The sequence below is a fragment of the Pseudomonas sp. RIT357 genome, assembly GCF_000632245.1.
Lineage (GTDB): Bacteria > Pseudomonadota > Gammaproteobacteria > Pseudomonadales > Pseudomonadaceae > Aquipseudomonas > Aquipseudomonas sivasensis.
The window spans coordinates 287,186-311,995 of the sequence record NZ_JFYX01000002.1; the positions used below are offsets into that span (position 1 = coordinate 287,186).

At 58.1% G+C, this 24,810-nt stretch carries 23 protein-coding genes; 14 read left to right on the forward strand and 9 right to left on the reverse strand.

Going from position 1 to position 24,810, the window contains the following annotated elements:
• Nucleotides 1-525: 525 nt before the first annotated feature.
• The 5 genes from BW43_RS22985 to dksA all read right to left on the reverse strand — a co-directional run bounded on the left by BW43_RS22985 (nucleotide 526) and on the right by dksA (nucleotide 6,570).
• Complete coding sequence (locus BW43_RS22985; protein ID WP_032884739.1) at nucleotides 526-1,956, reverse strand: sigma-54 dependent transcriptional regulator; 1,431 nt, start codon at nucleotides 1,954-1,956, stop codon at nucleotides 526-528.
• A gap of 22 nt (nucleotides 1,957-1,978) precedes the next feature.
• Nucleotides 1,979-4,933, reverse strand: a complete 2,955-nt coding sequence (locus BW43_RS22980; RefSeq protein ID WP_163033263.1) for a sensor histidine kinase — start codon at nucleotides 4,931-4,933, stop codon at nucleotides 1,979-1,981.
• Complete coding sequence (locus BW43_RS28725; protein WP_003176118.1) at nucleotides 4,917-5,093, reverse strand: hypothetical protein; 177 nt, start codon at nucleotides 5,091-5,093, stop codon at nucleotides 4,917-4,919. Before BW43_RS28725 ends, BW43_RS22980 begins: the two co-directional genes overlap by 17 nt.
• Nucleotides 5,094-5,155: 62 nt before the next feature.
• Entirely contained in the window at nucleotides 5,156-6,043 is an 888-nt protein-coding gene (gene gluQRS, locus BW43_RS22970) for a tRNA glutamyl-Q(34) synthetase GluQRS (protein ID WP_032884742.1), read from the reverse strand.
• Between the two features lie 83 nt (nucleotides 6,044-6,126).
• Nucleotides 6,127-6,570 (reverse strand): RNA polymerase-binding protein DksA, encoded by a 444-nt coding sequence (dksA, locus tag BW43_RS22965; RefSeq protein WP_032884743.1) that lies wholly within the window; start codon nucleotides 6,568-6,570, stop codon nucleotides 6,127-6,129.
• A 318-nt stretch (nucleotides 6,571-6,888) separates the two neighbouring features.
• On the opposite strand from dksA, the gene BW43_RS22960 reads away from it, so the two are divergent.
• Together BW43_RS22960 and sfsA are read left to right on the forward strand one after the other, a co-directional pair.
• Nucleotides 6,889-8,061 (forward strand): pyridoxal phosphate-dependent aminotransferase, encoded by a 1,173-nt coding sequence (locus BW43_RS22960; RefSeq protein ID WP_032884745.1) that lies wholly within the window; start codon nucleotides 6,889-6,891, stop codon nucleotides 8,059-8,061.
• Nucleotides 8,061-8,771 carry a DNA/RNA nuclease SfsA gene (gene sfsA / locus BW43_RS22955; protein ID WP_032884747.1) on the forward strand — a complete coding sequence of 237 codons (711 nt, stop codon included), beginning with the start codon at nucleotides 8,061-8,063 and terminating at the stop codon, nucleotides 8,769-8,771. Before BW43_RS22960 ends, sfsA begins: the two co-directional genes overlap by 1 nt.
• Here the strand turns inward: sfsA and BW43_RS22950 are convergent.
• A complete protein-coding gene (locus BW43_RS22950; RefSeq protein WP_032884749.1) occupies nucleotides 8,768-9,085 on the reverse strand; it encodes a Rieske 2Fe-2S domain-containing protein in 318 nt (105 codons plus the stop codon). The genes sfsA and BW43_RS22950 overlap by 4 nt on opposite strands.
• Nucleotides 9,086-9,240: 155 nt before the next feature.
• Here BW43_RS22950 and BW43_RS22945 point away from each other — a divergent pair, with 155 nt between their 5' ends.
• The 3 genes from BW43_RS22945 to BW43_RS22935 are packed head-to-tail and all read left to right on the forward strand — an operon-like array spanning nucleotide 9,241 to nucleotide 11,920.
• On the forward strand, nucleotides 9,241-10,119 hold the full coding sequence (locus BW43_RS22945; protein ID WP_032884750.1) for a hemin ABC transporter substrate-binding protein: 879 nt from the start codon (nucleotides 9,241-9,243) through the stop codon (nucleotides 10,117-10,119).
• A 50-nt stretch (nucleotides 10,120-10,169) separates the two neighbouring features.
• Nucleotides 10,170-11,153, forward strand: a complete 984-nt coding sequence (locus BW43_RS22940) for an iron ABC transporter permease (RefSeq protein WP_163034915.1) — start codon at nucleotides 10,170-10,172, stop codon at nucleotides 11,151-11,153.
• Nucleotides 11,153-11,920: a heme ABC transporter ATP-binding protein gene (locus tag BW43_RS22935; RefSeq protein ID WP_032884752.1), complete on the forward strand. Its 768-nt coding sequence runs from the start codon at nucleotides 11,153-11,155 to the stop codon at nucleotides 11,918-11,920. The genes BW43_RS22940 and BW43_RS22935 overlap by 1 nt, the downstream gene beginning before the upstream one ends.
• Nucleotides 11,921-12,164: 244 nt before the next feature.
• On the opposite strand, the gene BW43_RS22930 is transcribed toward BW43_RS22935, so the two are convergent.
• From BW43_RS22930 to BW43_RS22920, 3 genes are all read right to left on the reverse strand, one after another.
• Nucleotides 12,165-12,437 carry a TfoX/Sxy family protein gene (locus BW43_RS22930; RefSeq protein WP_032884753.1) on the reverse strand — a complete coding sequence of 91 codons (273 nt, stop codon included), beginning with the start codon at nucleotides 12,435-12,437 and terminating at the stop codon, nucleotides 12,165-12,167.
• Between the two features lie 202 nt (nucleotides 12,438-12,639).
• Nucleotides 12,640-12,984 (reverse strand): pentapeptide repeat-containing protein, encoded by a 345-nt coding sequence (locus BW43_RS22925; protein ID WP_032884754.1) that lies wholly within the window; start codon nucleotides 12,982-12,984, stop codon nucleotides 12,640-12,642.
• A 93-nt stretch (nucleotides 12,985-13,077) separates the two neighbouring features.
• Nucleotides 13,078-14,634, reverse strand: a complete 1,557-nt coding sequence (locus BW43_RS22920) for a bifunctional aminoglycoside phosphotransferase/ATP-binding protein (RefSeq protein WP_032884755.1) — start codon at nucleotides 14,632-14,634, stop codon at nucleotides 13,078-13,080.
• A 118-nt stretch (nucleotides 14,635-14,752) separates the two neighbouring features.
• On the opposite strand from BW43_RS22920, the gene mrcB reads away from it, so the two are divergent.
• The 9 genes from mrcB (at nucleotide 14,753) to msrQ (ending at nucleotide 24,569) form a co-directional block, all read left to right on the forward strand.
• Nucleotides 14,753-17,077, forward strand: a complete 2,325-nt coding sequence (gene mrcB, locus BW43_RS22915) for a penicillin-binding protein 1B (RefSeq protein ID WP_032884756.1) — start codon at nucleotides 14,753-14,755, stop codon at nucleotides 17,075-17,077.
• A gap of 16 nt (nucleotides 17,078-17,093) precedes the next feature.
• Complete coding sequence (locus BW43_RS22910; RefSeq protein ID WP_032884757.1) at nucleotides 17,094-17,828, forward strand: M48 family metallopeptidase; 735 nt, start codon at nucleotides 17,094-17,096, stop codon at nucleotides 17,826-17,828.
• Nucleotides 17,828-18,157, forward strand: a complete 330-nt coding sequence (locus BW43_RS22905) for a YqcC family protein (protein ID WP_032884758.1) — start codon at nucleotides 17,828-17,830, stop codon at nucleotides 18,155-18,157. Before BW43_RS22910 ends, BW43_RS22905 begins: the two co-directional genes overlap by 1 nt.
• A 431-nt stretch (nucleotides 18,158-18,588) precedes the next feature.
• Entirely contained in the window at nucleotides 18,589-20,313 is a 1,725-nt protein-coding gene (locus BW43_RS22900; RefSeq protein ID WP_032884785.1) for an acetolactate synthase 3 large subunit, read from the forward strand.
• A gap of 2 nt (nucleotides 20,314-20,315) precedes the next feature.
• Nucleotides 20,316-20,807, forward strand: coding sequence for an acetolactate synthase small subunit (gene ilvN / locus BW43_RS22895; RefSeq protein ID WP_003176102.1), 492 nt, complete (start codon nucleotides 20,316-20,318; stop codon nucleotides 20,805-20,807).
• 47 nt (nucleotides 20,808-20,854) lie between these two features.
• Nucleotides 20,855-21,871, forward strand: a complete 1,017-nt coding sequence (ilvC, locus tag BW43_RS22890; protein ID WP_003194132.1) for a ketol-acid reductoisomerase — start codon at nucleotides 20,855-20,857, stop codon at nucleotides 21,869-21,871.
• A gap of 143 nt (nucleotides 21,872-22,014) precedes the next feature.
• Entirely contained in the window at nucleotides 22,015-22,872 is an 858-nt protein-coding gene (gene pssA / locus BW43_RS22885; protein ID WP_032884759.1) for a CDP-diacylglycerol--serine O-phosphatidyltransferase, read from the forward strand.
• Between the two features lie 63 nt (nucleotides 22,873-22,935).
• A complete protein-coding gene (msrP, locus tag BW43_RS22880; protein WP_032884761.1) occupies nucleotides 22,936-23,949 on the forward strand; it encodes a protein-methionine-sulfoxide reductase catalytic subunit MsrP in 1,014 nt (337 codons plus the stop codon).
• A complete protein-coding gene (msrQ, locus tag BW43_RS22875; RefSeq protein ID WP_032884763.1) occupies nucleotides 23,949-24,569 on the forward strand; it encodes a protein-methionine-sulfoxide reductase heme-binding subunit MsrQ in 621 nt (206 codons plus the stop codon). The genes msrP and msrQ overlap by 1 nt, the downstream gene beginning before the upstream one ends.
• Nucleotides 24,570-24,810 lie beyond the last annotated feature (241 nt).

Here is a 24,810-nt window from a genome sequence, read left to right on the forward strand (position 1 = left end):
GTAGTTGCGTGCTCTATTTTTATTATTGGTTGCGGGCTTCTTGTTTTTGTTGATCGCCCTCGCCACGAAGCTTCACCTTCATGACACTCCCAATCGGGAGTCAAGAGCAAACGGATTGCTTTGGTCGCTGTGTTGCTGATCTATGATCCAACCAGTTCAGGCTCTGCCTTAGGGCAGTTTTTGTTGTTCTCGGCCTGGTTGCGGGGCAAGCCCCAAATGCAACGCCTCTCCAAAAGAATCAGTTAGCTGCGCCTCCGCCGTGTTGTTTTTATTATGCGTGAGTCGATTCGTCTTATTTTTATTGTCTTGTACAAAGCTTGTTATTGTTTTTGTACTAAGCATATAGCAGGGTGCGTGCCAACTTTTGCAGTGCCTAGTAAAACCGGGGGGTTGAGGGGTTTTCGGGTTTTTGACGGACCAAAAAAAGCCGGGGCTTCGTTACCGTAAGCCCCGGCTTTTGTTACGCAAAAAATCAGCGGTAACAGTTTTTTCACATCATTGGGTGTTACCTAAGGGGGCGCACCCTCAGCTTTCGCTGGCCACACCGGTCTTGCGTCGTGGAATACCCAGGCGCTGGCGCCGTTCCCACAGGCATTTACGGCTCACGCCCAGTTTGCGTGCCAGTTCGGTCTCGGTCATGTGGTCCTGATGCTCAAGGACGAAATGCTGGAAGTAGTCTTCCAGTGACAAATCTTCCGTCGGCTCATGGCTGGTATTGCTACCGCCGCCCGGTGTCGGGGCGAGGCCGATGAAGTCGTCATCCTCCAAGTCACTGAGTTCAATATCGATACCCAGCAGCTCGGCGGAAATTTCTGGGCTCTCTGACAGGATCACCGCGCGCTCCACCGCATTCTCCAGCTCCCGCACGTTACCCGGCCACGAGTAATGCCGAATCGCTTGCTCGGCGTCCGGCGCGAACTTCAGGTCGGTACGGTTGATGCGCGCACTCTGGCGCAGCAGGAACGCACTGGCTATCTCATTGACGTCGGCGCCGCGCTCACGCAGGGCCGGCAATTTGAGCGCGATCACATGCAGGCGGTAGTACAAGTCTTCACGAAACTGACCGATCTTGGCCAGGCTCTTCAGGTCTCGGTGCGTGGCCGCGATCAGACGCACATCGACCTTCTGCGATTGCACCGAACCTACCCGGCGAATCTCGCCTTCCTGCAACACGCGCAGTAATCGCGCTTGTGCTTCCAGCGGCAGTTCGCCGATCTCATCGAGGAACAGCGTGCCACCGTCCGCCGCTTCCACCAGGCCCGCGCGTCCGGCGCTGGCGCCTGTGAACGCGCCTTTTTCGTGGCCGAACAGTTCGGATTCGATCAGGGATTCGGGGATCGCCGCACAGTTCACCGAGATCATCGGTGCTTTGGCGCGCTTGGAGAGGTTGTGCAGGGCGCGGGCCACCAGCTCCTTACCGGTGCCTGACTCGCCCTGGATCAATACATTGGAATCTGTAGGTGCCACTTTGCGAATCTTGCTGTACAGGTCCTGCATCGGTGGGCAGGAGCCGATGATGCCGATTTCCCCATTGCTGTTGTCGACGCCCGGTTTGTCGGCGGCTTTGCTGGCGGGGCGCTGCTCGGCCGGCGCGCTGCTGGCCGACTGACGGTCACGCAGGATGCGCGCGACGGCCTGGAGCATTTCATCGTGGTCGAAGGGTTTGGCGATGTAGTCCACCGCGCCCATCTTCATGGAGTCCACCGCAGAGCGCAGGCTCGCGTAGCTGGTCATGATCAGCACTGGGGTGCCCTGGCCAAGTTTGATCAGCTCGGTGCCCGGTGCGCCAGGCAGGCGCAGGTCACTGACAATCAGGTCGAACGTGGGAATGCTGAAACGCTCTTGTGCTTCCTGCACCGAGCCGGCTTCGCTGACTTGGTACTGGTTACGTTCAAGCAGGCGACGCAAGGCAGAGCGGATAATGGTTTCGTCTTCGACGATCAAAATGTGCGGCATTGATTCAATTCTCTCGACGGTCTCAGTTCACAGCGGACGTCGCTTCGACATGACGCGGCAAGGTCACCCGGATACGGGTGCCGCGTTGGCTTTCGGTGTCAGCCGGGCTGTCGATGGTGATTTGTCCATAATGCTCTTCAACGATGGAATAGACCAGTGCAAGGCCCAGACCTGTACCTTCACCTGGATCCTTGGTGGTGAAGAAGGGTTCGAACAATCTATCCATGATGTTCTGTGGAATACCGCTACCTTCATCTTCGACGATCAGATCGACCGTATGTTCGAAAGCCTCGGTCTTGACGCGTACCGCACCACCGGCCGGCGTCGCGTCGCGGGAGTTGGACAGCAAGTTGATCAGTACTTGGGCCAGGCGTTGTGAGTCACCATCGACCCAATGGTCGGGGTCGCACAGATTGAAAAACTGCACTTCGAAATTGCGCCGGTTCAAGGCGAGCAACCCAATGGCGTCCTGCGCCACTTCGGCCAGGCAGACCGCTTCGTCCTGATTCTGATGGGCGCCCGCATGGGCAAAGCTCATCAATGACTGCACGATTCGCGATACGCGCTTGGTCTGTTCGAGAATTTGCCCGCTGATCTCGGTAATTTCCCCGTCTTCTTCACGCTCTTCCCGCAGGTTTTGCGCAAGACAGGCGATACCGGTGATCGGGTTGCCAATTTCGTGGGCCACCCCCGCCGCCAGGCGCCCGATACTGGCCAGGCGCTCGGAGTGCACCAGCTTGTCTTCGAGCATCTGGGTTTCGGTCAGGTCTTCCACCAACAGCACCAAGCCGCTGTTACCGGGGGCCAGTGGCTCATCGATGGCCGCTTTGTGCAGGTTGAGCCAACGGGTCTGACCGTCGAGGGCCAGGTGCTGCTTGTGCAAGTGTTCGTCGGGCAGGTTAATAAAACCCTGCAGCAATTCTTTCCACGGATCGCCGAGTGTGTTGAGGCGCGAACCCACCACGCGTTGCGCGGCGATACCGGTGAGTTCTTCCATGGCTTTGTTCCACATCAGGATCTCCTGATCCTTGGCCAGGGAGCACACGCCCATGGGCAACTCTTGCAGCGTCTGGCGATGGTAGCGGCGCAGGGCATCAAGCTCGGCGGCAAGGCCGGTGAGGCGGGAGTGGTAATCCTCCAGCCGGCTCTCGATGAAATGGATGTCTTCGGTGACGTAGTTTTCGCCACCGGCTTTATAGGGCAAAAACGTCTCTACCATGTCCTGGGACACGCTGGGGCCCATCAGGCCAGACAGGTTCGCCTCAATGCGGTCACGCAGACGGCGTAGCGCATACGGTCGGCGCTCGTCGAACGGCAAGTAGAGGTCGCGCAGCGCCTGCTCGACTTCCTTTTGCGCGGCCTTGGCGCCCAGGGGCTTGGCCAGTTGGGTGGCGAACTCCTGGGGCGATGCCGCGTGCAGTTCGCGGCGTTGCGGGCGACGTACGTTATCCACCGCGCAAGCCTCGGCGGCGCTGGTTTCTTCTGGGCTGACATTGGTGAACAGTGAGATCAGGGTGAACATCAGGACGTTGGCGGCCAAAGAAGCAATCGCGGCCATGTGCCAACTGGTGTCGTCCAACACGTAAATCATGTTTAGCAGCGGGATGTAGAAGCCCTGCAGGTTGCCGACCAGCGGTAACAGCATGGTGACGATCCACACCAGGATCCCGGCGAGCAGACCCGCGATAAAACCTCGGCGATTGGCCGTCGGCCAGTACAGCACCGACAGTACCCCCGGCAGGAACTGCAAGGTGGCGACAAACGCGACGATACCCAGGTTGGCCAGGTCTTGCCCGGCGCCGAGCAGCAGGTAGAAACAGTAACCGGCCATGATGATTGCGACGATCAGCGCGCGGCGGGTCCACTTCAGCCAGCGGTAGATATTGCCTTCGGCCGGTGGCTGGTACAGCGGCAGCACCAGGTGATTGAGGGCCATGCCCGATAGAGCCAGCGTCGTGACGATAATCAGCCCGCTGGCAGCAGACAAACCGCCGACGTAAGCCAGCAGCGCCAACGCAGGGCTATTGGCGGCGATACCGATACCCAGGGTGAAATACTCGGGGTTGGTGGTGGCCCCCAGTTTCAGGCCGGCCCACAGGATCAGCGGCACCGCGAGGCTCATCAACAGCAGGAACAGCGGCAAGCCCCAGCTGGCGCTTACCAGCGAGCGCGGGTTGAGGTTCTCGGTAAAGGTCATGTGATACATGTGCGGCATTACGATCGCCGAGGCGAAGAACACCAGCAACAGCGTGCGCCATGGACCTTCCTGCAACGGAGTGTGCAGGGCGGCGAGGGCGGTCTGGTTTTGAAGCAACCACAGTTCCAGCTGTTGCGGACCGTCGAACACACCATACAGCGCATAGAGGCCGACGCCGCCGATGGCGATCAACTTGATCACCGACTCGAAAGCAATCGCAAACACCAGGCCTTCGTGTTTCTCGCGGGTGGCGATATGGCGTGAGCCGAAAAAGATGGTGAACAGGGAGATCAGTGCACAGAACGCCAGAGCCACCCGATGCTGTACCGGCTCACGGGTGAGGATACTGATGGAGTCGGCCACCGCCTGGATTTGCAGAGCCAGCAGGGGCAGCACGCCGATCAGCATGAACACCGTGGTCAAGGCCCCGGCCCATGTGCTGCGGAAGCGGAAGGCGAACAGGTCGGCCAGGGACGACAGCTGATAGGTGCGGGTGATTTTGAGGATCGGGTACAGCAATACCGGCGCCAGCAAAAACGCGCCGGATACCCCAAGGTAGCTGGAGAGAAAGCCGTAACCGTACTGATAAGCCAGGCCCACGGTGCCATAGAACGCCCAGGCGCTGGCGTATACGCCCAGGGACAAGGTGTAGGTCAACGGATGGCGAATGATCGCCCGCGGAATCATTCCGCGCTCACTGATCCAGGCAACCCCGAACAGCGCGGCCAGGTAGGCGGCGCTGATCAGCAGCATCTGAGTGAGGCTAAAGCTCATCGGCATCTTTTTGGCTCTGCAGGATGAAGGTCACGACGATCAGGATCAGCCACAGCAGATAAGGGCGATACCAAGCGCCCGTGGCATCGATCCACCAATCCATGATGGCGGGAGAAAACAGGTAGATCCCGACGACCAACAGCAGGACCAATCGATAGATGTACATGTTGGCCTCTGATTAGAAAACTGCGGCGATGGTAACGGATGCTTGGCAAGCTGCAAGCGCCGTCAGTTCAATTGCGCTTCGGCCAGGGTGAGTGTGCGCGGGATCTGTGTGGCATCCCAGTGCCGAATGCCCCAATCCAGCAGTTCCCTAGGGCTCGCGTGAAGCAATTCGCTGCCGGGTTGTTGGCCAAGGGCGCGTAGTGCTCTCAATAGCAAAGGTGTGGCCTGGTCGGGCGTCAACGGCGGCGAACGGTAAGACTTACCCAGTTTGTTACCGTCCGGCTGGATGATCAGGGGCACGTGCAGGTAGCGCGGTTGGCGTAGGCCCAGCAGTTCTTGCAGATACAGTTGGCGCGGGGTGGAGTCGAGCAAATCGGCACCCCGCACAATATCGGTAACACCTTGCCAGGCGTCATCCAGGACCACGGCCAGTTGGTAGGCATAGAGGCCGTCGCGGCGTCGGATGACGAAATCGCCTGCTTCGCGCCCCAGGTGTTGTCGGAACTCACCCTGCACACGGTCAGTAAAGTGGTACGAAAGCTCAGGTACACGTAAGCGGATGGCTGCATCTTGCTGCTCGTGACCGGCGTTGCGGCACAAGCCTGGGTAAATCCCATTGTAGGGTTCCAGTTGCTTGCGTGAGCAGGTGCAGGCGTAGGCTAGGCCGTGGTTGAACATGTCGTTCAGCACTTTGGCGTAGGCCTCGTGCCGCTCGCTTTGTCGGACCAGTTCGCCGTCCCACTCAAAGCCATAGCTTTCCAGGGCATGCAGGATCGCCGCCTGTGCACCGGGCTCTTCGCGGGGTGGGTCGAGGTCTTCCATTCGCATCAGCCAGCGGCCGTGGTTGGCGCGGGCATCAAGGTAGGAGGCGAGGGCGGCGACCAGGGAGCCGAAGTGCAAATGGCCGCTGGGCGTGGGGGCGAATCGCCCGATATAGGTAGAGGCTGTCATGGGCCGGATACTACTGGAAAATCGGTAAACGCCAGAAACAAAAATGGAGCGTTTACACGCTCCATTCGTTCAGCTCGACAGGATTACTTGCCGACCTGTTTTTCCTTGATTTCAGCCAAGGTCTTGCAGTCTACGCACAGGTCCGCGGTTGGGCGGGCTTCCAGGCGGCGAATACCGATCTCGACCCCGCAGTTTTCGCACCAGCCGTACTCTTCGTCTTTGATCAGTTGCAGTGTCTTGTCGATCTTCTTGATCAACTTGCGCTCGCGATCACGGGCGCGCAGTTCAAGGGCGAACTCTTCTTCCTGGCTGGCACGGTCGGCCGGGTCAGGGAAGTTGGCTGCTTCGTCCTTCATATGGTCAACGGTACGGTCGACCTCCTGCATCAAGTCCTGTTTCCACTTGCTCAGGATCTTGGTGAAGTGCTCACGCATGGGCTCGCCCATGTACTCCTCACCTTTCTTCTCTACGTAAGGTTCGAAGCCATTGAGGCCTTGAGTCTGCTGTTGCTTTGCTTGGGTGGACATGAATAGACCGCCTCTCACTCTTCTAATCCATTGCGCAGGATTGCAACGTCACCGACACCTGCCGGCCCTGCGGCTGCAAGCGGGCGAACTTACCAGATAGATTCGGGGTGCGCCACTCCCGGTTGTCGAGCCTGTCGCGTCGGGGTTGCAAACTGCAGAGGCCCGTCGTGGCTGGGTATGTTTCGGCTCGAATGTTGATTTTAGTCGTTTTGCGCGCGCTTGCCCGCACCGCACAGGTGGCCGGGCAGGCAATAGAACATGTTTTACCGCGCGGGTTCGGTAGAATCCCGATTTTATCCTCACCGTTAAGGAAGGCTAATGGCTCAGCCCTACAGTGCGCGCAGTCGCGCCATCGAACCTTTTCATGTCATGGCGTTGCTGGCGCGGGCCAATGAGCTGCAGGCCGCCGGCAATGACGTGATTCACCTGGAAATCGGCGAGCCCGATTTCACAACGGCGGAGCCGATCATCCAGGCCGGTCAGGCGGCGCTCGCCAATGGCAAGACTCGCTATACCGCAGCCCGAGGCCTGCCAGAATTGCGTGAAGCCATCAGCGGTTTCTACCAGCAGCGCTACGGGTTGAATGTAGATCCCGAGCGTATTCTGATCACTCCGGGAGGTTCTGGCGCGTTGTTGCTGGCCAGCAGCCTGCTGGTGGACCCAGGCAAGCATTGGCTGCTGGCAGACCCGGGTTATCCCTGTAACCGACACTTCCTGCGCTTGGTGGAAGGCGCCGCGCAACTGGTGCCGGTAGGCCCTGAAGTGCGTTATCAACTGACCGCTGACCTAGTGGCCAGATACTGGGATCAAGACAGCGTGGGCGCGTTGGTTGCCTCCCCTGCAAATCCCACCGGCACGATCCTCACGCGCGATGAATTAGCCGGGCTTTCCGAAGCAATCAAGGCGCGTAACGGCCATTTGGTGGTGGATGAGATCTATCACGGCCTAACCTACGGCACTGATGCCGCCAGCGTGCTGGAGGTCGATGATGACGCCTTCGTTCTGAATAGTTTTTCGAAGTATTTCGGCATGACCGGCTGGCGGCTGGGTTGGCTCGTGGCGCCGCCGGCTGCAGTGAGTGAATTGGAGAAGCTGGCGCAAAACCTTTATATCAGTGCGCCGAGCATGGCCCAATATGCGGCGCTCGCCTGTTTTACCCCGCAAACACTGAGCATTCTGGAGGAGCGTCGTGCCGAGTTTGGCCGTCGTCGCGACTTCCTGCTGCCCGCCTTACGCGAATTGGGCTTTGGCATTGCCGTAGAGCCGGAAGGGGCGTTCTATTTGTACGCCGATATCAGCGCATTCGGCGGTGATGCCTTCGCGTTTTGCCGGCACTTTCTCGAAACCGAGCATGTTGCGTTTACGCCCGGCTTGGATTTTGGTCGCTATCAAGCGGGCCATCATGTGCGTTTTGCCTACACGCAAAACCTCGATCGGTTACAGGAAGCGGTGGAACGCATCGCCCGTGGCTTGCGGAGCTGGCAAGGCTGATGCGCTTTTATCCTCCCCTCGAAGAAGGTCGACTGATTCGCCGATACAAGCGTTTTCTCACCGATATCGAAACTGTTACCGGCGAGTTGTTGACTATTCACTGCCCAAACACCGGTTCCATGCTCAATTGCATGGTGGAAGGCGGGCAAGTTTGGTTCAGTCGCTCCAACGACCCCAAGCGTAAGCTGCCCGGCACCTGGGAGATTGCCGAAACGCCTCAGGGCCGCTTGGCGTGCGTGAACACGGCGCGCGCCAATCAGTTGGTCGAAGAGGCGTTACTGGCTGGTGTGATCACGGAGCTCAATGGCTTTACCGCACTGAAGCGCGAAGTGCCTTACGGTCAGGAGAAAAGCCGTATCGACTTTCGGCTGGAGTATCCAGAGGGTGCGGCCTATGTCGAAGTCAAAAGCGTCACCCTAGGCTTTGATAACACCCGGGTTGCCGCCTTCCCCGACGCAGTGACCCAGCGTGGCGCCAAGCATCTGCGGGAGCTGGCCCACTTGGCGCGCGAAGGTGTGCGAGCGGTGCAGTTGTACTGCGTCAACCTCTCTGGGATTGACGCCGTGCGCCCAGCTTTGGAAATCGATGCTTTCTATGGCGCTGCCTTGCGTGAGGCTAAAGCTGCTGGAGTGGAAGTATTGGCGTACGGCGTGCGCGTGACGTCCGAGGAAATTTGCGTGGATCGCCGGTTGGACGTGCTGCTCGATTAGAGCTCTACCCACAGGCCCTGTTCGTCTTCGCGGCCGCGCAGGGCTTGGAGGCTTTTACCGGAGCACGGCCCGGCAATGCACTCACCGCTTTCGATCAGGAACAGAGCGCCGTGGGTGGCGCATTGGATCAGGCTGGCGCTCTCGTCGAGGAACTTATCGGGTTGCCATTCAAGCGGTATGCCGCGATGAGGGCAGCGGTTGATATAGAAGTAGGCAATGCCGTCCCGGCGTACCGCGAATAATTTGCAACCATCGATTTCAAAACCGAGGCTGCTGTCTGGCGCGAGGCTAGAGGAGGGGCAGAGAAACTTCATTTCAATCCTTAAGTGCCTTGACGTTCAAATGCAAACAATTATCAAATGCCGGCTCGCCCGTTAGCTGACTGGGTGCTCAGTTCGATGCGCGGCAGGGGGTAACTGTCACATCAATGAGTGCCCGAAAGGCCCCGCCTTAGGAAGGAAACCCTGTTATGCGCCTGAGTGCCAGCGCTATTGCGCTTGTTGTCGGACTGCTGGTCAACCCTGGGGCGCACGCCTCTGAACTGCCACAGCGTTGGGTGAGTGCCGGTGGGGCGCTGTCGGAGTGGGTGGCGGCTCTGGGCGGTGAGCCGAAGTTGGTCGGCGTGGATACCACGAGCCAGCATCCAGAGTCTCTAAAAGCGTTGCCAAGTATTGGCTATCAGCGGCAATTGTCGTCCGAAGGCATTCTCAGCCTGCGCCCGCAGGTGCTGGTAGGCACTGAAGAGATGGGCCCGCCGCCGGTACTGGCGCAGATTCGCAGCGCGGGGGTTCGGGTTGAAATGTTCTCGGCGCAGCCGGATTTACCGACCTTGAAAGGCAATCTTCAGCACTTGGGCAAGTTGCTGGGTGATGAGGCTAAAGCCGACGAATTGTTTACATGGTACGAGAATGCCCTCAGTCAGCAGAAAAGTTGGGTCGCGAAGGCCCAGGCTTCTCAAAAGACCCCTGGTGTCTTGCTACTGATCGGTCACGCCGGCGGCAAGCCGCTGATCGCTGGCAAGGACACGGCCGGAGATTGGATGGTGCAGCAGGCGGGCGGTAAAAACCTGGCCACGCACACCGGTTACAAGCCGTTTTCGGTGGAGTCGTTGGCAGGGTTGAGCCCGGATGTACTGGTATTCGCTGACCGTGCCCTCACAGGTGATGCGGCCCGTGCGGCGCTGTTCAAAGAGAATCCTATCCTGGCGTCGACGCCAGCCGCCAAGAGTGGACGTGTATTTGAGCTGGACCCGACATTGTTGGTGGGAGGGCTCGGGCCGCGCCTGCCGCAAAGCCTGGTGAAGTTGTCCGCCGGGTTATATCCGGCCCAGGCTAAACCAGCCCTATGACCACGCTGGTTAAGCCAAAAACGCTGTTTATCGGGCTGACGCTGTTGTGTGTGTTGGCGATCTGGCTTTCGTTGGCGTTGGGGCCGGTGAGCCTGCCGTTACTCGACACGCTTAAGGCGGCTTTGCGTTTGGTCGGCGTGCCAATTGAAGCGCAGGGCTTGGAGCAGGCCGAGCTTATTCTTGGGCAGATTCGTTTGCCGCGTACCTTGCTGGGCCTGGCGGTGGGCGGCGTATTGGCATTGTCGGGCGTCGCCATGCAAGGGCTGTTTCGCAACCCGTTGGCCGATCCGGGACTGGTGGGGGTGTCGAGTGGTGCGGCGCTCGGGGCCGCCGTCGCCATCGTCGGTGGTGCGTTTTTTGGTGGTTTGCCGGATGCATTCGGGCCGTATCTCCTGTCGCTGTGCGCATTTCTTGGCGGGTTGGGCGTTACCGCGCTGGTCTATCGACTGGGGCGGCGTAATGGCCAGACCAATGTGGCGACGATGCTGCTCGCCGGTATTGCCCTCACTGCACTGGCCGGCTCGGCGGTGGGCCTTTTTACTTACTTGGCTGACGACGCCACCCTGCGGACCCTGGCGTTCTGGAACTTGGGCAGCCTCAACGGCGCGAGCTATTCCCGCCTGTGGCCGTTGTTGATGGTCAGCGCGGGTGTGGCGCTGTGGTTACCGCGCCGGGCGAAGGCACTGAATGCGCTGCTGCTCGGTGAGTCCGAGGCCAGTCACCTGGGTATTGATGTCGAAGCACTCAAGCGCGAGTTGGTGTTCTGCACCGCATTAGGTGTCGGCGCGGCGGTGGCGGCAGCCGGAATGATTGGTTTTGTGGGGCTGGTGGTGCCGCATCTGGTCAGATTGCTCGCAGGGCCTGATCACCGCGTGTTACTTCCGGCTTCAATTTTGGCGGGCGCGAGTCTGCTGCTGTTAGCTGACTTGGTCGCACGGCTGGCTTTGGCGCCCGCGGAGTTGCCGATTGGGATTGTGACGGCGTTCATTGGTGCGCCGTTTTTTCTTTACCTGTTGTTACGGGGGCGTGCCTGATGCTGCGTGTTGAAAACCTGCAGATCAGCCGCGGTCGAAAAACCGTGTTGGCGGATGTCACTTTGGACTTGCTGCCAGGCGAAGTGCTCGGCGTGCTGGGCCCCAATGGCGCCGGCAAAAGCACGTTGCTGGGGGCGTTGTGCGGTGAGTTGCATCCCGATCACGGCAAGGTCTGGCTGGGGCAGCAGGCGCTGAAAGACTGGAGCGGATCGCAGCGCGCCCAGCGACTGGCGGTGTTGCCACAAACCTCGACCCTGGACTTTGCATTCCGCGTAGAGGAGGTCGTCGGGATGGGGCGTCTGCCCTATCAGACCGGACGCGTGCGGGATGACGAAATCATCGATGCAGCCTTGCAAGCAGCAGATGTTGCGCACTTGAGCGGTCGCAGCTACCTGGCGTTATCCGGTGGCGAGCGCCAGCGCGTGCACTTGGCGCGGGTGCTGGCGCAGCTATGGCCGGGGGAGGAGGGGCAGACGTTGCTGCTGGATGAGCCTACGTCAATGTTGGATCCCCTGCACCAGCACACGACTTTGCAAGCTATTCGGACTTTCGCAGATCGGGGCGCGGCGGTGCTGGTGATCCTCCATGATCTGAATCTGGCGGCGCGCTACTGTGATCGTATTCTGCTGCTTGACGGGGGGCGCCCCCACGCTCTGGATACGCCCGTGCGGGTGCTGCGTCCAGAACCGCTTAAAGCCGTGTTTGGTTTGGATGTGCTGGTACAGCCACACCCGGAGCGCGGGCATCCGCTGATCATTGCGCGTTAAAGTCTGCTTTCTTACAGACAAAAAAAGACCCGGCAAGAGCCGGGTCAAATAACCGTGATTAGCCTGATGAGGAGATAATCTGAGAGTCCGAACCAATGGTCTTTCAGTTATCGGCTGATCTCGCGACCAGTTGTGATAATCATAATGATTCTCATTTGAGAGTCAACAATTGTTTTTACGTGACCATCCGCTTTCCTTAAACAGATGTTCGAAACCTACGTAAATATTGAGTGTTTTGGTCGATCTAATTCTTCTGGCGCGTTGAGATTGCATCCAGTTGCCGGTTCAACGCTTCCTTACGCTCAACGGGGATGTCGTTCCAGTGCACATCCATCAGCGCCCCTTCGATGGCATACAGCAAAACTTTCGATGCGCGGAAGCCGCGAGTCCTTACAGCTCGATACGCATCGACCGCGCCCAAGCGCCGCAAGTCGGACGCGCTGTGGATGCCCACCGCATGCAGCCACTGCGCTGACGTCTTGCCAAGGTTTTTCAGGTGTTGCAGCTCATCGTTCATCAAGCCTCCTTGCGACGGCCGAATGGTGCGGTGGGTATTCGTGACCAGGCAAGCCTGAACAGGAGTGTAGCGTTCAGTAGGAAAAGCGTGGTTCTTTGGTCCGAAACGGCCAAAAAGCTTATAAGAATGGCGCGGGGATTTTGACGGTGAGCAGGCGTGAGCTGCCCGCTACACGTTGCACGTAGCGGGCTTGAGGCGTGTGTTACTTGGTACGGTAGCGCAGACGCGTGCCGAAATTGACCGACATGAGAATTTCGTCGGCGGTCAACTCAGGCGGAAAGTAAGTGCCCGAAATCTGCGCATGGGCCAGGCTGGCGCCCTCCAGCGAACAGTCGCGCAAATCCAACCCGCGCAAGTCGGTGGAGCGGAAATACGCGTCGGTAAAATCTACGCCGGTGACATTCAGCTCGCGTAAGTCCAGCCCACGGAAGTCGCCTCCGCGCATGTCGATAGCGCCGTCTTTCGGACGCTCCTGGTTGAAACCGCGAACATCGTCTTTATGCAGGAGCGAGTAGAGCGGGGTATCGAGAAGCTTGGGCTGACTCATGACAACGAACTCCTGTTGGATTTATGGCGCCATTATAGTGCCACTATTGCTCGGCCGTGCGCCCAAGTAGACGACACGACCAAGAAATTTTTCTTACAGGCCTGGCAAGCGCTGGCGAATTTGCGCGACCACCGCGTCGAGAGTCCCGCTTTGATTGGTCTCGACGCGTTTGCTCAGTAACAGTTCTTCAGCTGTGAGGGGGTCACGGTTGGCCTGCTGTGCTTCGATAACGGCCAGAGTAGCGTCGGACGGATCGTTTTTGTCTGCCTGACGTTGTGCCAGCCAACTGCTGATAACGGCCTGTGGTGCGTTGCAGTCCAGAATAAGGAAGGGCGCACCGGTGGCTTCGGCAACCTTGGCGGCGGCTTCACGTTGTTCGCGTTTCAGGAAGGTGGCATCCAGTACCACCGGGAAGCCGGCGCGCAGCACGGTATCTGCGAGGTCGTTCAAACGAGCGTAGGTTGCTGTGCTGGCGTCGGCTGCATAGATACCGGCCTGCAGCGTGTTTTCCACTTGCTGCTCGCCGAATAGGCGTTTGCGTTCCACGTCCGACCGCAGGCGCACGGCACCAAGCGCTTCCACGAGGCGCATGGATACGTGGCTTTTGCCCACAGCCGAGACGCCGTGGGTAATCGCCAGGAAGCGTGAAGGAATAGTGCTGTAGCTTTCTGCCAGGTTCGCGTAGTTGCGGTACTGGCGCAGAGTGGTGGCGCGTTGTACCGGGCTTGCTTCGCTCGGCATGCTGAACAACGACACCTTGGCGCGTACCAGGGCGCGGTAGGCTTTATAGAAGTTCAGCACTTCAAGGCCCTGATAGTCGCCGGTCAGTTCCAGGTATTGGCTGATGAAGCGGCGGGCCAGGGACTTGAGTCCGCGGTCTTCCAGGTCCATTGCCAGGAAGCCGGTGTCGGCATACACGTCGGTGAAGCGAAACGGTTCGTTAAACTCGATGCAGTCGAAAATCACCACTTGGCCGTCGATCAAGGTGGCGTTACCGAGGTGGATATCACCGTGGCATTCGCGGGTGAAACCGTCGAGCTTGCGCTGTGCCAGCAGTGGCTTGAGGCGTTCGAAGCTGCTTTCGGCCCAGGCTTGCAAGGCTTCGAGTTGAACCAGGTCTGCCTTATCGCTTAGGAACGGACGGATCTGGTCGAAGTTCTGCCGTACCGGTGCCATCACTTCGTCAGGAGTGCCTGCCGGATGCGTTTGCGGGACTTTCGGTGCCGTGAGATGGAAGTGTGCAATTTGCTTGGCCATTTCATCAATGTGCGCTGCAGTCAGTTCGCCATTGGCTTGCAGGGTGCTGAGCAGTTGGCTTTGCGGGAACTGGCGCATCTTTAGTGCGTATTCGATCACCGGGCCGTCGCCGCCCAATTGAGGCGCTTCGGCAGTGCCGGTAATCGGCAACACGTCCAGATACAAGTCGTTCGTCAGACGCTGGTTCAGGCGCAGCTCTTCGTTGCAGAAGTGTTCGCGCTTTTCCAGGTCGGTGAAGTCCAGAAACCCGAAATTCATCGGCTTTTTCAGTTTATAGGCGTAAGGGCCGGTCAATACGACCCATGAAATATGGGTCTCGATGACTTGGAACGCTTCAACCGGATGAGGGTACAAAGCCGGGTTTTGCAGGGCGGCGATCAGTGACTGGCTCACGGGCGATCCTTCAGAGTCTGGGGGAAATCATGGCGCGCATTATGGCTGCTACGGACGGTCGTGCAAACCGCTGTCCGGCTCATGTTGATCATCAATAAAGTGCGTATAATCCGCCGCCATGACTCGAACCCGATCTCCCCGTTCCCGTAAAAAACCTCCTTCCCGCGGCCTGCGCCCTTGGCTTGGCTGGGCGCTCAAGCTCGGCCTCGTAGGCCTTGTGGTACTCGCCGGCTTCGCCGTGTACCTCGACGCTGTGGTCCAGGAGAAGTTCTCCGGCAAGCGCTGGACCATTCCTGCAAAGGTGTACGCGCGCCCGCTGGAATTGTTCAGCGGCCAGAAGCTGAGCAAGGATGACTTCCTTACCGAGCTCGATGCCCTCGGCTACCGCCGCGAACCCGTGAGCAACGGCCCGGGTGCGGCCGCTGTCAGCGGAAACACTGTCGACCTGAATACCCGTGGCTTCCAGTTCTATGAAGGCCTGGAAAAAGCCCAGCCGGTCCGCGTGCGCTTTTCCGGTGATTACGTCGCCGAGTTGTCCTCCCTCAACGGCTCGAAATTGCCGGTGGTACGTCTTGAACCGTTGATGATCGGCGGGATTTACCCGAAAAACCTTGAAGATCGCATCCTGATCAAGCTTGATCAGGTGCCTCCGTACCTGCTGGAAACTCTGGTTGCGGTAGAGGATCGCGATTTTTATAGCCACTGGGGTGTTTCGCCGAAGTCGATTGCCCGTGCGGTTTGGGTGAACACGTCCGGCGGCAAGATGACCCAGGGCGGCAGTACGCTGACTCAGCAGTTGGTGAAGAACTTCTACCTCACCAACGAGCGCAGTCTGACCCGAAAGCTCACCGAAGCGATGATGGCTATGCTGCTTGAGCTTCACTACAGCAAGCAGGAAATCCTTGAGGCATACCTCAACGAGGTCTTCGTCGGGCAGGATGGCCAGCGCGCGGTACATGGCTTCGGTCTGGCCAGCCAGTTCTTCTTCGGTCAGCCGCTGTCTGAGTTGAAGCTGCATCAAGTGGCCTTGTTGGTGGGGATGGTCAAGGGGCCTTCCTACTACAACCCGCGTCGCAATCCTGAGCGTGCGCTTGAGCGTCGTAACCTGGTGCTGGATGTGCTTGAGCAGCAAGGCGTGGCCACGGCTGAGCAGGTGGCCGCAGCGAAGAAAATGCCGCTGGGTGTGACAACTCGCGGCAAGTTGGCGGACAGTTCATTCCCAGGCTTTATCGATCTGGTTAAACGTCAACTGCGTGAAGACTACCGCGACGAGGACTTGACCGAAGAAGGTTTGCGAATTTTCACCAGTTTTGACCCGATTTTGCAGATGAAGGCCGAAGCGTCAGTCAGCGATACCTTCAAGCGTCTGACGGGTCGTAAGGGCTCCGACGAAGTAGAAGCCGCAATGGTGGTCACCAATCCGGAAACCGGTGAAGTCCAAGCCATGATCGGCAGTCGCCAGGCGAGTTTTGCCGGATTCAATCGTGCTTTGGATGCGGTGCGGCCGATTGGTTCGCTGGTCAAGCCTGCGGTCTACCTCACTGCGTTGGAAAAACCGAGCAAGTACACCCTGACGAGCTGGCTGTCGGATGATCCGCTGTCGGTCAAAGGCGGGGACGGCCAGGTGTGGACCCCACAGAACTTCGATCGCCGTTCCCACGGCACGGTGTTCCTGTATCAAGGCTTGGCTCACTCCTACAACATCTCTACATCTCGGCTTGGCCTGGAAGTCGGCGTGCCGAATGTCCTCAAGACGCTGGCTCGACTGGGCATCACCCGCGAATTCCCGTCGTTCCCATCGATCCTGTTGGGCGCCGGCGCCATGACGCCGATGGAAGTCGCGACCATGTACCAGACCCTCGCCAACGGTGGCTTCAACACTCCGATGCGCGGGATCCGCAGTGTACTGACGGCTGAAGGTGAGCCGCTCAAGCGCTACCCGTTCCAGATCCAGCAGCGCTTTGACGCTGGCTCTATCTACCTGATCCAGAACGCCATGCAGCGCGTGATGCGTGAAGGTACCGGTAGCTCGGTCTATAAGGTGCTTCCGTCCAACCTGACGCTGGCGGGCAAGACCGGTACCAGTAACGATTCGCGCGATAGCTGGTTTGCAGGTTTCGGTCAGGATGTACTGGCCGTGGTGTGGCTCGGTCGAGACGACAACGGTAAGACGCCTTTTACCGGTGCTACCGGTGCGTTGCAGGTCTGGACCAGTTTTATGCGCAAGGCCGACCCGTTGCCATTGAATATGCCGCAGCCGGATAACATCGTGCAGGCCTGGATTGATCCGCATACCGGCCAGGGTTCCGACGCTAACTGTCCGGGCGCAGTACAGATGCCGTATATTCGCGGCAGCGAGCCACCACCCGGTGCTGCGTGCGGCGGCGGTGCCCCTGCGGACGCGGAATCGGTGATGGATTGGGTCAAGGGCTGGATGAATTAAGCAAAGAGGGTTTCAAGTGAACAAGTGGTGTATTCCAGCGATTACAGCTCTGGCTTTGCTCAGCGGTTGCTCCAGCGTGCAGCGCGGCTCCATTCCCGTGGTGGATTCGAGCACTGCCGTCTCCAATAGCGACCGGATCTCGGCCAATGGCGGTTTCCGCCAGACCGTGACCAACCGTCCGGCGCAGGCCAAGCCTCAGGCCGTGCCGCAAGATTCGGGCGTGGTGGTGATGGTGCCGGGCGGCGGCGCCGCTACGTCCGCACCGATCAGTGCCGAGCCATGGACTCCAGGGCCAAGCACCTCCGGACCGATTGAGCCCACGCCGATTCAGACCGCGCCGATCAACCAGGGCACCTACAACATGCCGTCGACGCCGAGTGGCATTCCATCTTCCTCCAGTGGCGGCGGCCTTTCGGCTGACGAGCAACTGGACGGTCCGGTGCTGGCCTTGCTGACTACGGCGCAGCAACAACAGGCCGGTGGCGACCTGAACGGCGCTTCATCGAGCCTTGAGCGGGCGCAGCGAGTTGCACCTCGTGAACCGCAAGTACTGTATCGCCTGGCACAGGTACGCATGGCCCAAGGCGATGCGCCTCAGGCCGAACAGTTCGCCCGTCGTGGCCTCACGCTGGCCAACGGTCGTCCCGATCTGCAGGCCAGTCTCTGGGCGTTAATCGGAGATGCGCGCGCCGCACAAGGTGATGCCGCTGGCGCTGCTCAGGCCCGGCAGAAAGCCAAGGTCAGCCTCTGATGGATGTACGGTTTCCCGCGATTGCCGAACAGTTATTGCTGATTGAGCGCGAACTGCGCATACAAGGCTGGTGGGATGAGGTGTCCCCCAGCATCGAGGCGCTCAGCAGTGTTGAGCCGTTTTCGGTGGATACCCTGGACTTTCACCAGTGGCTGCAATGGATTTTCCTGACGCGCATGAAGCAGATCCTCGAACAGGACCTGCCACTGCCCAATGCGTCAGGGATTCTGGAGATGGCCGAGATGGTGTACGCCGATCGGCCGCGCGAGAGCCTCGGTTTACGCAATGCGCTGAAAAAGTTCGATCAATTGATCGTCGACGCTCGTTAATTGCCTGACTGCCGGTTTTTTCGGCAGTCTTGCGCATATTTCTACCGCTTGACGACATTCAGGCGAGTTTTATCCCTCCTCAAAGCCCTTTCTTCTACGTTCTCATGCGCTTAGTTGGAAAAAAGCGCAATTATTGCTTGACTTGAACGGCCTGAAACAGAAGAATCCAAAGTCCGCTGTATCGGGACTGCCAGAAGCAGGCCCGCTCAGCAGATCATGAGGCGCACATCCGCGCCGACCTGTTACACCCGCAACGCGTTACCTCGCGCTGGGTGGGAAAAGCCCGCAACACTTGGGACGATCCCAATACTTGCTCAGTCAGTGCTGACGTAGTCGGCGACCACCGTCGCTCATGCTCTGTTGAGAAGTAAACCTATTAAGACCCGTCGGTTTTCAACGGACGGTATTCTGGCGTTTTAGAGGTGAACAACGTGGAGCTTTTATCTGGCGGTGAGATGCTCGTCCGCTTTTTGCGTGACGAAGGCGTCGACTATATCTACGGGTACCCAGGTGGTGCTCTGTTGCATGTTTACGACGCACTGTTCAAGGAGCCGGCTGTTACCCACATCCTGGTTCGCCACGAACAAGCCGCGACCCATATGGCTGACGGTTACGCCCGTGCCACCGGTAAAGCCGGCGTGGTGCTGGTAACGTCCGGCCCAGGCGCAACGAATGCCATTACCGGCATTGCGACTGCTTATATGGACTCCATCCCGATGGTGATCATTTCTGGCCAGGTGCCAAGCACCATGGTCGGTACCGATGCATTCCAGGAAACCGACATGATCGGTATCTCCCGGCCGATCGTGAAACACAGCTTCATGATCAAGCATGCGTCGGAAATCCCGGAAGTCATGAAAAAGGCGTTCTACCTCGCGCAGTCCGGTCGCCCGGGCCCTGTCGTGGTCGATATCCCGAAAGACATGACCAACCCGGCTGAGAAATTCGAATACGTCTTCCCGAAGAAAGCCAAGCTGCGCTCCTACAGTCCGGCCGTTCGTGGGCACTCGGGGCAAATTCGCAAGGCGGCAGAAATGCTCCTGGCAGCCAAGCGCCCTGTGTTGTACTCGGGTGGCGGTGTGATCCTCGGCGGGGGCTCCGCCCCATTGACCGAGTTGGCCAAGCTGCTCAACCTGCCGGTCACTAACACCCTGATGGGCCTCGGCGCCTTTCCGGGTACGGACCGTCAGTTCGTCGGCATGCTCGGCATGCACGGCAGCTACACCGCCAACCTGACCATGCACCACGCCGACGTGATCCTGGCTGTGGGTGCGCGTTTTGATGATCGTGTGATCAACGGCGCGAGCAAATTCTGCCCGAACGCGAAGATCATCCACATCGATATCGATCCAGCGTCCATCTCCAAGACCATTAAGGCCGACGTGCCAATTGTAGGTCCTGTGGAAAGTGTGCTGACCGAAATGGTCGCTGCGCTTAAGGACATCGGTGAGACGCCGAACAAGGAATCCGTCGCCAGCTGGTGGAAGCAGATCGACGAATGGCGCGGTGGCCGCGGCCTGTTCCCTTACGACAAGGGCGACGGCAGCATCATCAAGCCTCAAACCGTGATCGAGACCCTGTGCGAAGTGACCAAGGGCGACGCCTTTGTGACCTCCGACGTGGGTCAGCACCAGATGTTCGCCGCGCAATACTACAAGTTCGACAAGCCTAACCGCTGGATCAACTCCGGTGGTCTGGGCACGATGGGCTTTGGTTTTCCTGCGGCCATGGGTGTGAAGCTGAGCTTCCCGGACAGCGACGTCGCGTGCGTTACCGGTGAAGGCAGCATCCAGATGAACATTCAGGAACTGTCGACGTGCCTGCAGTACGGTCTTCCGGTGAAGATCGTCTGCCTGAACAACGGCGTGCTGGGTATGGTTCGTCAATGGCAGGACATGAGCTACGGCAGCCGTCACTCTCATTCCTATATGGAATCGCTTCCGGATTTCATCAAGTTGGTTGAAGCCTATGGCCACGTCGGCATTCGCATCACCGATCTGAAAGATCTGAAGCCGAAGATGGAAGAGGCGTTCGCCATGAAGGACCGCCTGGTGTTCCTCGATATTCAAGTGGATACCAGCGAGCACGTTTATCCGATGCAGATCAAAGACGGCTCTATGCGCGACATGTGGCTGAACAAGACGGAGCGTACTTAATCATGCGGCACATTATCTCCCTGCTTCTGGAGAACGAACCCGGCGCTCTGTCTCGTGTTGTCGGCCTGTTTTCGCAACGCAACTACAACATCGAAAGCCTGACCGTGGCTCCGACCGAAGACCCGACTCTGTCGCGCCTGACGTTGACCACCGTGGGCCACGATGAGGTGATCGAGCAGATCACCAAGAACCTCAACAAGCTGATCGAAGTGGTCAAGCTGGTCGACCTGTCGGAAAGTGCCCACATCGAGCGCGAGCTGATGCTGGTAAAGGTCAAGGCTACGGGTGCCCAACGTGCCGAAATCAAGCGGACTACCGACATCTATCGCGGGCAGATCGTCGATGTGAGCGCCAGCGTTTATACCGTGCAACTGACCGGTACAAGCGACAAGTTGGACAGCTTCATCCAGTCGATCGGGACGGCCTCGATTCTGGAAACGGTACGCAGTGGTGTCACCGGGATCGCCCGTGGCGACAAAGTACTCAGCATCTAACCCAAATTAGTGAATGGCCTTACGGCCTGGATATATAGAGGAACCTCATGAAAGTTTATTACGATAAAGATTGTGACCTGTCGATCATCCAGGGCAAGAAAGTCGCCATCATCGGCTACGGCTCCCAGGGTCACGCGCAAGCTTGCAACCTGAAAGACTCCGGCGTTGACGTGACTGTTGGTCTGCGTAAAGGCTCGGCCACCGTTGCCAAGGCGGAAGCTCATGGCCTGAAAGTGACTGACGTTGCTTCCGCTGTTGCTGCTGCTGACCTGGTCATGATCCTGACCCCGGACGAGTTCCAGTCCTCGTTGTACAAAAACGAAATCGAGCCGAACATCAAGAAAGGCGCCACCCTGGCCTTCTCCCACGGCTTTGCGATTCACTACAACCAGGTTGTGCCGCGCGCAGACCTGGACGTGATCATGATCGCGCCAAAAGCGCCAGGTCACACCGTACGCTCCGAGTTCGTCAAAGGCGGTGGTATCCCTGACCTGATCGCGATCTATCAGGACGCATCCGGCAATGCCAAAAACGTTGCACTGTCCTACGCTGCTGGCGTCGGTGGTGGTCGTACCGGCATCATCGAAACCACCTTCAAGGACGAGACCGAAACCGACCTGTTCGGCGAGCAAGCCGTTCTGTGCGGCGGTACCGTTGAGCTGGTTAAAGCCGGTTTCGAAACCCTGGTTGAAGCTGGCTACGCGCCGGAAATGGCCTACTTCGAATGCCTGCACGAACTGAAGCTGATCGTTGACCTCATGTACGAAGGCGGTATCGCCAACATGAACTACTCGATCTCCAACAACGCCGAATACGGCGAGTACGTGACTGGCCCAGAAGTGATCAACGCCGAGTCCCGCCAGGCTATGCGCAACGCCCTGAAACGTATTCAGGACGGCGAATACGCCAAAATGTTCATCAGTGAAGGCGCTACCGGCTACCCTTCGATGACCGCCAAGCGTCGTAACAACGCTGCTCACGGTATCGAAGTCATCGGCGAGCAACTGCGTTCCATGATGCCGTGGATCGGTGCCAACAAGATCGTCGACAAAGCTAAAAACTAAGTCGTACGCATCAAGAGAAAACGCGGCTTAGGCCGCGTTTTTTCGTTTGGGGGCGGGTTCTGGTATAAAGCTGCATCGTTTGCGAGCGAACACTCGCCGCAAGTATTGGTCGAATTTTTTCACACCGTTGCAAGGTAAAGTCCATGAGCGAACGTCCCGAAGAGCCTAACCAGGCTCCTGACGCCGAAAGCCTGCTACCGATCGATGAACATGTCGAAGAAGGGCATGACGCTGAAGGCCGCAAGGTCCGGCATCGTGGCATCTATTTGCTGCCCAATCTGTTCACTACGGCAAACTTGTTTGCCGGTTTCTATTCCATTATCAACTCCATGAGTGCCCAAAGTGCGCTGGCGGCGGGTGATGCGGCGAGTGCCAGCAAGTACTTCGGTTTTGCGGCCATTGCCATTTTCGTGGCCATGGTACTCGACGGTTTGGATGGTCGTGTTGCACGTATGACCAATACCCAAAGTGCTTTCGGTGCCGAGTACGATTCGCTGTCTGACATGGTTGCATTTGGGGTCGCGCCGGCGCTGTTGGCATTTGCTTGGGCGTTGGGTGACATGGGGAAGGTTGGCTGGATGGTTGCCTTCATCTATGTCGCGGGCGCCGCTTTGCGTCTGGCGCGCTTCAACACTCAGGTGGGTACTGCTGATAAACGTTACTTCATCGGGTTGGCCAGTCCGGCAGCGGCGGGTGTCGTGGCGGGTATCGTCTGGGCATTCAGTGATTACGGCATCCAGGGCTCGAAAATGTCTTTCCTGGTGGCGTTAATGGTTGCCGCTGCCGGAATGCTGATGGTCAGCAACATCAAGTACAACAGCTTCAAGGAGCTTGATCTCAAAGGGCGAGTACCTTTCGTGGCAATCCTGGCAGTGGTGCTGGTGTTTGCGGTGGTCTTCAGTGATCCGCCTCGGATTCTGCTATTGGCCTTCTTGGTCTACGCCGCTTCTGGGCCAGTTCAGTACTTGCTACATATGCGCCGGGACAAAACGTTGCCTTAATGTAATTTCCCCCATACTCCGCAGTCTATTGGTGCATCAGTCCTCCAATGCTGCGGAGTTGCCATGTTAATCAAATTGCCTAAAGCGTCCGATTGCCATGAATCGGATGTCACCTCTGAATCCGTCTATCTTTCTCGCCGTAGCTTGATCGGTGGTGCGCTTGCGGGCATTGCTGCCAGCGGCCTGCCGCGTTGGGCCAGTGCAGATGACGCTGCGCGATATGCCGATGTTGAGCCGGGGAAGGCGCCGGGCTGGTTTGCTGGCAAGCTGCCTGCTACTAAATGGCAGGCTGTGACGGTTGAAGGTGAGGCTATCACCCCGTTCAAGGACGCAACCCACTACAACAACTTCTATGAATTCGGCACTGACAAAGGGGATCCGGCGAACAACGCGGGTTCACTCAAGACCGAACCTTGGAGTGTCGTGATTGATGGTGAGGTTGCCAAGCCGGGGCGTTATGCCTTGGAGGACTTCATGAAGCCCTATCAGTTGGAAGAGCGGATCTACCGGTTGCGCTGCGTCGAGGCTTGGTCGATGGTCATTCCATGGATGGGCTTTCCGATCTCCGCGTTGCTCCAGCAGGTTGGGCCAACCTCCAAGGCCAAATACATCCGCTTTGAAACACTCCAGGATTCCAAGAGCATGCCGGGGCAGCGTTCGAGTTTTGGCTTGATCGATTGGCCTTATGTTGAAGGTTTGCGCCTGGATGAGGCGATGAATCCTTTAGCGATTCTTGCCGTTGGGATGTATGGGCGCGAGTTGCCCAATCAGAACGGCGCGCCGTTACGTCTCGTCGTGCCTTGGAAGTACGGTTTCAAGAGTGTGAAGTCGATCGTGCGGATCAGCCTTGTGAGTGAGCAGCCGAAAACCACGTGGCAGAGTATTGCGGCGGATGAGTATGGGTTCTATGCCAATGTGAACCCTACAGTGGACCATCCGCGTTGGACTCAGGCGCGTGAGCGTCGTCTGCCAAGTGGTTTGTTCAGTCCGAATGTACGTGAAACGCAGATGTTCAATGGTTACTCGGATGAGGTTGCTTCTTTATATGCCGGTCTCGACCTGCGGAAGAACTACTAATGCGCTACCCCATCTGGCGCATCGGCGTTTTTATAGTCGCGGCAGTGTGGCCTTTGTTATGGCTATATGAGGCGTGGAGTTTTGTTCTTGGGCCAGATCCAGGAAAGGTACTGGTTGATCGACTGGGGTTGGGCACTTTGATCCTGCTGTTGATCACGCTGGGGATGACCCCGCTGCAAAAGTTGAGCGGCTGGGCGGGGTGGATAGCGGTGCGCCGACAGCTAGGGTTGTGGTGCTTTGCTTATGTGGTACTGCATCTGGCGGCCTATTGTGTGTTTGTTCTGGGTCTGGATTGGTCTCAGCTTGGGGTCGAGCTACGTAAGCGGCCTTATATTATTGTGGGTACGTTAGGGTTCTTGTCGTTGCTGGTGTTGGCGGTGACGTCTAATCGCTATAGCCAACGTCGACTGGGCAGTCGTTGGAAGAAGCTGCATCGCCTGGTATATGTGATTCTTGGGCTTGGACTGCTGCATATGTTGTGGATCGTGCGAGCTGATCTAAAGGAGTGGGTAATTTATGCATCTGTAGGTGCGCTGCTGCTGGTGTTGCGTTTACCACCGGTGATGCGCCGAATCCCACGGCTTATTGCGAAAAAAGCACCTTCTGCAACAAAAGCGTAATTAACGCTTGACCGCAGATTCTGGGAGCCTATAATTCGCCCCACTTCCGGCGCAGTCGAAACGGAAAACTCCTTGTTAAACAATGGGTTGCGCAGTTTTCGGCCGTGAGTTGCTTCAGTTCATCGAAGCCAAAAGGAAGTTGAAAAAGAGGTGTTGACAGCAGCGTGTAACGCTGTAGAATTCGCCTCCCGCTGATGAGAGATCAGAAGCGCAAGTGGTTGAAGTTGTTGAAGAAATCTTC